This is a genomic window from Pseudomonas sp. NPDC087342, assembly GCF_044744265.1.
GTDB lineage: Bacteria > Pseudomonadota > Gammaproteobacteria > Pseudomonadales > Pseudomonadaceae > Aquipseudomonas > Aquipseudomonas nunensis.
In genome coordinates, this window is sequence record NZ_JBIUXZ010000015.1 from 34,983 (window position 1) to 42,315 (window position 7,333).

Annotated in this window: 9 protein-coding genes and 1 pseudogene; 1 reads left to right on the plus strand and 9 read right to left on the minus strand. The window is 60.5% G+C overall.

The annotated features are described in order from the left end of the window. Positions 1–9 precede the first annotated feature (9 nt). From ACIOYV_RS23485 to ACIOYV_RS23505, 5 genes are all read right to left on the minus strand, one after another. Positions 10–708 (minus strand): OmpW family protein, encoded by a 699-nt coding sequence (locus tag ACIOYV_RS23485; protein ID WP_163911435.1) that lies wholly within the window; start codon positions 706–708, stop codon positions 10–12. Between the two features lie 245 nt (positions 709–953). Then, on the minus strand, positions 954–1,466 hold the full coding sequence (locus ACIOYV_RS23490; RefSeq protein ID WP_054052301.1) for a DUF3299 domain-containing protein: 513 nt from the start codon (positions 1,464–1,466) through the stop codon (positions 954–956). A gap of 11 nt (positions 1,467–1,477) precedes the next feature. Further along, positions 1,478–2,743, minus strand: a complete 1,266-nt coding sequence (locus ACIOYV_RS23495) for an ABC transporter permease (protein ID WP_054052304.1) — start codon at positions 2,741–2,743, stop codon at positions 1,478–1,480. A 1-nt stretch (position 2,744) separates the two neighbouring features. Next, a complete protein-coding gene (locus ACIOYV_RS23500; protein WP_401327435.1) occupies positions 2,745–3,455 on the minus strand; it encodes an ABC transporter ATP-binding protein in 711 nt (236 codons plus the stop codon). Positions 3,456–3,591: 136 nt separating this feature from the next. Continuing rightward, positions 3,592–4,164, minus strand: a complete 573-nt coding sequence (locus ACIOYV_RS23505; protein ID WP_265041174.1) for a DUF2796 domain-containing protein — start codon at positions 4,162–4,164, stop codon at positions 3,592–3,594. Between the two features lie 135 nt (positions 4,165–4,299). Between ACIOYV_RS23505 and ACIOYV_RS23510 the strand changes: the two genes are divergently transcribed. After that, complete coding sequence (locus tag ACIOYV_RS23510) at positions 4,300–4,650, plus strand: hypothetical protein (protein WP_401327439.1); 351 nt, start codon at positions 4,300–4,302, stop codon at positions 4,648–4,650. A gap of 66 nt (positions 4,651–4,716) precedes the next feature. On the opposite strand, the gene trxA is transcribed toward ACIOYV_RS23510, so the two are convergent. The 4 genes and pseudogenes from trxA to ACIOYV_RS23530 all read right to left on the minus strand — a co-directional run. Further along, positions 4,717–5,589, minus strand: a complete 873-nt coding sequence (trxA, locus tag ACIOYV_RS23515; protein WP_401327442.1) for a thioredoxin — start codon at positions 5,587–5,589, stop codon at positions 4,717–4,719. Between the two features lie 371 nt (positions 5,590–5,960). Then, positions 5,961–6,617 (minus strand): class I SAM-dependent methyltransferase, encoded by a 657-nt coding sequence (locus tag ACIOYV_RS23520; protein WP_401327445.1) that lies wholly within the window; start codon positions 6,615–6,617, stop codon positions 5,961–5,963. After that, on the minus strand, positions 6,614–7,078 hold the full coding sequence (locus tag ACIOYV_RS23525; RefSeq protein ID WP_290024437.1) for a hypothetical protein: 465 nt from the start codon (positions 7,076–7,078) through the stop codon (positions 6,614–6,616). The genes ACIOYV_RS23520 and ACIOYV_RS23525 overlap by 4 nt, the downstream gene beginning before the upstream one ends. Positions 7,079–7,141: 63 nt before the next feature. Beyond that, a pseudogene (locus ACIOYV_RS23530) lies at positions 7,142–7,333 on the minus strand (hypothetical protein); the annotation flags it as partial.

Consider the following 7,333-nt stretch of genomic DNA (forward strand, 5'->3'; position numbering starts at 1 on the left):
GCAGGGGCCTTAGAACTTGTAACCAAGCCCGACCATGTAGATGAATGGATCAACGTCCACATTGACCTTGGCCCGAGTGCCCGGCGCTACGGCGTCGTTTTCCACGGTCGCGCGGGTGTCGATGTCGATGTAGCGCATTTGGGCGTTGAGCATGATGTTGTCGGTGATCATGTAGTCGGCACCGACCTGGAACGCCATACCCCAAGAGTTTTTAGCCTTGAAGTTGCTGAAGCCGTTAGCTTGGGCTTCGCTGCCGACGTGTTCGTCGTAGATCCAGGTGTAGTTGATGCCGGCGCCGACATACGGTTGGAACGCGGACTTAGCGTCGAGTGGGTAGTACACGACGCTCAAGGTCGGCGGCAGGTGTTTGAGGGTGCCGAGTTTGCCGTTGGCCGCGCCCAGGGCGGTGCCTTTGATCTTCACGTCATGCTCGAACGGCGAGGCCGCGAGCAATTCGATGCCCCAGTGGCTGTCGATCATGTAGGCAAAGTTCAAACCCAGTTGCGTGTCGCTGCTCATGGTGGCCTTGCCACCCAGATCGGCGCCCGCCAATGGACCCTGGTCAACCTTGACGCTGGAACTGTCGGCTTTCGGGTTGACGGTGATCGCACCGGCGCGAACGATGATGTCGCCGGCCTCGTGGGCGTGGGCGAGCGGGGCTGCGAGCGCGAGGGCAAACAGCGAGGCGCTGAGCAAGGACTTGTTCATGGGGGCTCCAAAGGACGTTAAAAATGTTCGATGTCCAATGGTAAAGAGCCATCTGATACGGTCTTTTGATGCAGCTCAATGAAACAGTGATGGGCCTGTTTTTTGTGGAACCTTTGAGGGCCCCTTCGCGGGCAAGCCTCGCTCCTACAGGGTTGTGTCGATCGCCAAAAATGGGAACGACACACCCTTGTAGGAGCGAGGCTTGCCCGCGAAGGCGTCCTTACAATCAACACAGAACCACGGATTCACTCCGGCAGTTCATACACATAAATCTTGTCCGCCTCCATCTGATAACCCGCATCCGCCAACTCGCTGCTGGACGCTTTAACCTGCAACGAACCCTCAATCCAGTACGGCTGATACAACTCATCCAGCTTCACGCCGACTTCGCTTTTCACATGCACAATCTGGTTCGACGGCGGTGGTGGCACGTGGATGCAGGCGCCGAAATACGGCACCAGCAAAAACTCCGTCGTGCGTCCTTCCTCGCTCACTTCCAGCGGCACGATGTAACCCGGCAAGCGAATGTTCTGGCCATCGAGGCTCTTCACCACCGGCGCATTCGGCAGGTCTTGCTTGGCGGCGGGCGCCGACTCCAGGGTGCTGCTCATCTGCGACAGATCGTGCAGCGGCGTCATGTTCGGCACTTCCGCCGGGGCGTCTGGCGGGATCATTTCCGACCAGGTCAAATCCTTCGGCTCGGCCGCCCACAGGGGCAGGGCGACCAGCATCAACAGCGCGAGCAGAGCGCGGGGCATCTTCAACGTCCTCATAAACGGATCGACAGGCCATCGGCCAATGATTGGCGATACGCGCGCCAGGCCGGCACGCTGCCCATCAGCAGCGCGGCGATCAGGATGCCACCGAGCAGCGTCCATTCATATTCGCTCGGCCACGACAGCGGCAGGTACAAGCCGTAATTGGCTTGCACATAACCTTGGGCGGCGGCGATGCACACGTACAACAACGCCACGCCGGCAATCACCCCGGACAGCGCCAAGGCAAAGGCTTCCAGCACCAGCAGCGTCGCGATATGCCACGGCCGCGCGCCCACCGAACGCAGGATCGCCATCTCGCGGCGCCGTTCGTTGAGGCTGGTGAGGATCGCCGTGAGCATGCCGATCAACCCGGTCAACACCACAAACAGCGAGACCACAAACAAGGCTTTTTCGGCGGTGCTCATCAAACTCCACAGCTCCTGCAACGCCACGCCCGGCAGGATCGCCAGCATCGGTTCGCCACGGAATTCGTTGATTTCACGCTGTACCGCGAAGGTCGAAATCTTGCTGTTGAGTCCGAGCATGAACGCGGTGATCGCTTGCGGCGTCAGGTCCATGTTGCGCGCCTGATCGGCGCTGATCCGGCCTTTGCCCTGAGCGGGCACGCCGTTGTGCCAGTCGATATGGATCGCTTCCATTCCGCCGAGGCTGATGTGCAACGTGCGGTCCACTGGGGTGCCGGTACGTTTGAGAATGCCGACCACGGTGAACGGTTTATCGTCGTGCTTGACCAGGCTGATCACCGCCACGCCGTGGGACAGCACCAGTTTGTCGCCGAGTTTGTAATGCAGCGCATCTGCGACTTCGGCGCCGAGCACCACTTCGAACGGATCGGTAGCGAAGGCACGGCCGTCGGCCAGTTCCAGGTGTTGCTGATGGCCGTACTGGTAGTGCTCGAAGTAGGCCTCGGTGGTGCCCATCACGCGGTAGCCGCGATGGGAATCGCCGAGGGACATCGGGATTGCCCACTTCACTTTCGGGTTGTTGGCAAAGTGTTCGAAGCTGTCCCAACGGATGTTGTTGGTGGCGTTGCCGATGCGGAACACCGAGTACAGCAACAGATTCACCGAGCCGGAACGGGCGCCGACGATCAGGTCGGTGCCGCTGATGGTGCTGGCGAAACTGGCCTTAGCTTCGGTGCGCACGCGCTCTACGGCCAGCAGCAGGCAGACCGACAGGGCGATGGCGAACGCGGTGAGGATCGCGGTGAAGCGGCGGTTAGCCAGGCTGGCCAGGGCTAGACGAAACAAATACATCTCAGACCTCGAACGGGGTGGCGGCGCGATTGAGCTCGGCCAGCGACAGGTTTCGGTCGAACAGCGGCGCGAGGCTCTGGTCATGGCTGACGAACAGCAGGCTCGAACCCGCCTCGCGGCACTCGGCGAACAGCAGGCGAATGAAATTCTCGCGAGCGTCGTAGTCCAGCGCCGAAGTCGGTTCGTCGGCGATCACCAGTTCCGGTTGGCCGATCAACGCCCGAGCGGCGGCAACCCGTTGTTGCTGGCCGATGGACAATGAATCGGCACGACGGCCGAGGATGCTTTCATCCTTCAAACCCAAATGCGCGAGGAGGGTGGTGGCGGCCTGATCGACGCTGCCGTGGCGCTGTTTCGCGCGTTCGGCGCGTAATTTGGAAAAGTGGCAGGGCAACTCGACGTTCTCGCGCACCGAGAGAAACGGCAGCAGGTTGAACTGCTGGAAGATGTAGCCGGTGTGATCGACACGAAAACGATCCCGCGCACCGGCGCCGAGGTCGGTCAGTTCCTGGCCGAGCAAACGGATGCTGCCGCGATCCGGCTTCTGCACTCCGCCGAGCAAGCCGAGCAGGGTGGTCTTGCCACTGCCGCTGGGGCCTTTGAGGAACAGGGTTTCACCGGGCTCCAGGCGAAACGCCGGGATATCCAGCAGCGGCGGGTGACCGGGCCAACTGAAGCCCAGGTCGGACAGTTCGATGAGTGCTTGGGTCATGTGAAACCGGTCAGGTAAGTGTGAACCTTTGTAGGAGCGAGGCTTGCCCGCGAAGAGGTCATAACATTCAACAGAGATGTCGACTGACAGAACGCCTTCGCGGGCAAGCCTCGCTCCTACAGGGGGTTGGGGTGGATCAGAACTTCAGGGCTGCAGCCTTGGCTGTCACTTCAACGCCTTGCTGGCCGCTCGGGCTGATCAGTTGTACCTGAATCTTCTGGGTCGCCGGGAAGGTGTTGAAGATCGTCGCCAGGTCCAGGGTTTTCAACGCGCCGGGTGCCGAGCAGCTGAATTGGTAGTGGGCGTGGATTTCGCTGTGGTCGTGGTGATGCTCGTGACCGTCCTTGTCCGCTTCGTCGTGGTCATCGTCGGCGTCCGGCTTGTCACCGAACAGCGGGCTTTCCAGTTCCTGGGTTGCGACTTTGCAACCGGCGGCTTTTGGCAGATTGAACAGCGCCAGCGGGTTTTCCAGCTTCGCCTTGGCGGCGGCGACTTTGGCTTTGTCGGCGTCGCTGGTGGCGGCGTGTTCGAAGCCCACCAGGTTCATCGCCGGGCTTTCCAGTTCCAGTTCCAGGGTCTGGCCGTCCAGCGCCGCGTTCAGGCGACCGACGCCATGTTCATGAGCGCCGAGGCTACCGTGTTCATCAGCGGCATGGGCGACGGCCAGCGGCAACAGGGCAAACGGCAGAGCGAGAAGCAGACGACGCATGGCGGGTCTCCGGAAAGTAAAGTGAAAGGTTTGTTATGTAATCTTATAACGAAAGTGCGGAGAGTTTGCCCGCCCGCTTGGCGTTGCACAAGACCCATGGGAGCATGCAGGTCAGAAATGTGCAGGAGCAGACTCATGTTGCGAATACGCGGAAGCATCGGCGACTGGCCGGTGGATTTGACCCTGGAAATGGACGACGGCGACTGGGCACGGCTTGGCGCGCAGTTGCAGGTCAGCAAAACCGAGGAAGTCAGTGCCCCAGCGGCCAAACCGTTGAATCAGGATGACGCGCTTTGGCAGATCGCCAAGGACCTGCTGCGCAAGGCCGGGCAATTGAGCGGGCCGGATTTGCTGGAACAGCTGGAAGGGCTGACGGGAAGCGCGGCGTCGGGCAAGCGGTTGTTGGTGCGCTTGCGCCATTGCGCGGATGTGAAGGTGGTGAGCGGTGGAGATACGCCGCTGTATAGCTGGGTGAACCCCGCGTAAGAGCAAAGCTTGCTCGCGATGGCGATCTTGAGGACGCCTTCGCTGGCAAGCCGTGCTCCTACAAAATCAATACAACGCTGCAAACAACTTGCGGCGGTACGTGGTCACCAGCGGGTGATCATTGCCCAGCAGTTCGAACACCTGCAGCAAAGTCTTGTGCGGCAAGCCTTCTCTGTAGCTGCGGTTGCGGATGAACAGCTTCAGCAACGAATCCAGCGCCGGTTCGTATTGTTGACGGGCCAGTTGCTGGATCGCCAGTTGATACACCGCTTCATCGTCCTGCGGGTCTTTCGCCAGGCGTGCTTTCAGATCGGCGGCATCCGGCAAATCCTTGGCCTGACCGAGGAACTGGATCTGCGCCTTGGCGCCAGCCAGCGCAGCCTTGTGCTCATCGGTCTTGACCGCGTCGAGCACGGTTTGCGCTTCGCCCAGTTCGCCACGTTCGGTGAGACAGCGGGCATACAGGATCAGCGCCTTGGCGTTGGTGTTGTCTTCGCCCAGCAGCACTTTGAGAATGGCTTCGGCGTCGGCAAAACGACCTTCGTCGAACAATGCCTGAGCCTGTTCGAACGGATCCGCAGCGGCCGGTGGCGGCATCTGCACATGCGGTTCAAGCATGGCGCGGACTGCGGATTCCGGTTGTGCACCAGCAAACCCGTCCACCGGTTGACCGTCCTTGAACAGCACCACGGTCGGCAGGCTGCGAATGCCGAAGCGCGAGACGATGTCCGGCTCGACGTCGCAATTGACCTTGGCCAGCAGCAACTCGCCCTGATAGCTCTCGGCGATGGTTTGCAGCATCGGCATCAACGCCTTGCACGGCGCACACCATTCGGCCCAGAAATCCACCAGCACCGGTTTGTGAAAAGAGTTCTCGATCACCGACTGGTCGAAATCAGCAGTCGTGGCGTCGAAGATGTACGGCGTTTCCTGACTCATGGGGGATCTCTTGGAAGCGTGAATGAGGTCACTATAAGGCTTGGCGGGGTGCGGCCGGAAGTGTGGGCAGTCTGACAGGCCGCCTTCGCGGGCAAGCCTCGCTCCTACAGGTCCGCGTCGATATCAACACAAACCCCGGGTCTGCACCGATTTCGAATCAACACAAACCCAGGTCCGCGCGGATTTCGAAATCAATACAAACCCCGGGTCTGCACCGATTGCGAATCACCACAAACCCAGGGTCCGCGCGGATTTCGAATCAATACAAACCACGGGGCCGCGCGGATTTTCGAAATCACCACAAACCCAGGTCCACGTCGAATTCGAAATCACCACAAACCCTGTAGGAGCGAGGCTTGCCCGCGAAGCTTTTAAGAGCGGCGCGCATGGTAAAGGCTCACATACCGAAACTCTTCAGGCTCGGCCAGATCAGGCAAGGTCATCGCCTCCAGCATTTCGATGCGCCGGTACAACGGATGACGAAAATCCCTCACCCGAGAATCCGCCACCAAGGCTTCCTGGCCGCGACTCAAAAACTCATCGAGCAGCGGCAGATTCGCCCGGTCGTACAACACGTCGGCGACGAGGATCAGATCAAAGCGATCTGCCTCGGCAAAGAAATCCGTCGAATAATTGAGTTCTACGTCATTAAGCCGAGCATTCGCCCGACACGCCGCAATCGCCAGCGGGTCCAGGTCACAGGCCACCACTTCCAGCGCCCCGGCCTTCAATGCGGCAATCCCCGCCACCCCGGAACCGGCGCCGAAATCCAGCACGCGCTTGCCTTTGACCCATTGCGGAAACTCAGCGAGATAGCGCGCCACCGCCAGGCCACTGGCCCAGCAAAAACTCCAGTACGGCGGTTCATGCAGAATCCGCTGGATTTCATCCTGGCTGAAGGCGCGGTCCATGTTGTCGCCGTCGATCAGCCAGAGTTTCAGGTCGGTGTCCGGTAACGCACAGGCGACGAGCTGCGCATCACCCAGCAGTTCACCCAACGCCTGTTGCAGGTCGAGCGGTGCAATCATGGGGCTTTGACGAATTGCAGTTGGCCCAAAGCCTGGGTCGTCGGTTGGCTAATGGTTTGCGACGGCAGGTGCAGAATCAACTGGCCGGACTGGCTGGCGCGGCCGCGCAATTCAACGCGGGCGCCGACCGGGAAGGATTCCGGGTTGAAACGCAGGCGAAACGGCAACGCCTGGTTCGTGCCGATCAGGCTGGAACTGGCGAGCAATTGTTGCGGACGGGATTTATCGTCGATCACCAGCAACGCCAGTTCGACTTCGGCACCGGCGGGCACACCTTGCAGGGTGCCGCTCAATTCACGCTGAAAGGCCGGTAGCGGGCCGAGGTCAGCCGATTCCTTGGCTTTCTTCTGCGCCTGTTGCGGCGCGGGGCCGGGTGTCGGCGGCTGGGGCTTGGGCGCATCGCTGCCACAGGCCACCAGCAGGCTTAAAACACTGAGCAGGACGAGCGGTCGTAGCGACATGTGTGGCTCCAGCAAGGTGAAATCCATGAATCAAACATATAGCTCGTCTGTATACCGCAAACCCTATGGCTTGTCTTGCCACGGGGATGCGCTACCATGGCCCTCCCTTTTTTTGTTGCCTGCCACCATGCACTGTCCCTTCTGCGGTGCCAACGACACCAAGGTCATCATCGACCGCGCATTCGCCTGTTCCTGCCCGACTTTCCCCAGGCGCGGCACGAAGTACAACATGGCCACGCCGAACAACACGACCCA